This is a genomic window from Alkalibacillus haloalkaliphilus C5 (genome assembly GCF_000269905.1).
Taxonomy (GTDB): domain Bacteria; phylum Bacillota; class Bacilli; order Bacillales; family Alkalibacillaceae; genus Alkalibacillus; species Alkalibacillus haloalkaliphilus_A.
In genome coordinates, this window is the sequence record NZ_AKIF01000263.1 from 1 (window position 1) to 1,412 (window position 1,412).

Annotated in this window: 3 protein-coding genes; all 3 read left to right on the forward strand. The window is 35.9% G+C overall.

Annotated features, from left to right (window positions below):
• Positions 1–285, forward strand: a 285-nt coding sequence (locus A194_RS19020; RefSeq protein ID WP_040403301.1) for a hypothetical protein, incomplete at its 5' end; no start/stop codon positions are given.
• 19 nt (positions 286–304) lie between these two features.
• Complete coding sequence (locus A194_RS0116250; RefSeq protein ID WP_017187831.1) at positions 305–970, forward strand: ABC transporter ATP-binding protein; 666 nt, start codon at positions 305–307, stop codon at positions 968–970.
• Positions 971–1,096: 126 nt separating this feature from the next.
• Positions 1,097–1,412, forward strand: a 316-nt coding sequence (locus tag A194_RS19025; RefSeq protein WP_040403303.1) for a hypothetical protein, incomplete at its 3' end; no start/stop codon positions are given.

The following is a 1,412-nucleotide window of genomic DNA, read 5'->3' on the forward strand; positions in this document are numbered from 1 at the left end:
TTAATGGTCGTGTTCATTGGTGTTTTATTAAGTGGGGTTGGTTTAATATGTTCATATTTAAACATTCAACTGGCTACAACCACTTTGATGAGTTTGTTTTCCCTTTGTATTGTTTCCGTGTTATTGTTATTGATCTTTAATTTGTTGCTAAAGAATCGCAAGACATTTTTAGCGTTAACTATTATGTATTGGGTTGTCTCTGTTGTAATGTTTATGTTAGCCGATTGGCAGATCATTGGTGAAGCATGGTGGATTTATTTCTTAATTCCGATGTGGCTAAGTTGATGGAAAGAGGTGCAAGTTTATGCTTCAATTAAATAACATCACATATAAAAAGAAGAACAAAATGATATTGAATGGTATATCAGCTGAAGTCAAGCAAGGAGATTCAATTTGTTTATTCGGCCCAAATGGTGCAGGAAAATCAACATTATTAAAAGTGATGGCTGGATTAATTGAGCCAAATAAAGGTGTTTATAAACAAGGCAATTTCACGTCAAAGCCTGTTGGATATATCCCACAACAGCTAGCTCTCTTTCCAAATATGACAGTAAAGGATCACTTATCTTTCTACAAAAAAATGACGAAACAAAAAGACCGTGAATTTATTGAAGCGATGTTGAATGCGCTAAGTTTAAATGAGATTAAAAAGAAAAAGGTTGAAGAGTTAAGTGGAGGAATGGCTAGAAAATTAAATTTAGCAGTTGGCTTAATTCATAAACCAGATATCATTTTTTTAGATGAAGCGTTTGTAGGTGTAGATTTAGCAGCGAAACATGATATGTTGCGATGGTTAAGTTTGCTTAATGAAGATGGAGTGACAATTGTTTTCATTACACATGATTGGCACGTCATCCATCACTTAGCTAAAACGTTGTGGGTCTTAGAGGATGGACAAATGTTGATCAATTTTCGATTGAACAGTTACCGCAAAAAGTTGAGGAGTACAAGTTCGTTGACAGCTCATTAAACAAGATGTTTGCAGTGCAAAATTAATATAGTAATAAATGGTAATATACTTTCGCCTTGAATAAGCATATTATTTTACGTCCCTTTCCATACTAAGACTAGATTAATGAGGAAAGGAGGCTGGAATATGCGCTTTTGGGTAGTTCCGTTCATGCTTGTATTATTTTTAGCAATGGCTGCTTGTCAACCAGGGGATACTAACTTAATGGGTGACAACCAAACAGGTAACCAACAATCAGGTGACAGAACAGGTCAACAAGATGGTCAAATGAATGTAACTGATCGTCAAGGACAAATGGATCGCCAAGGTAACCAAATGGGGACAGGAACAGGTACAACTGATCGAGACAGAGGTCAAGATGGTATGATGCGTTTTCACGTTGCTGAAGAAGTAGCAGATGATGTAACAGACCAAGTTGATGAAGTGAGTCAAGCATATGTAA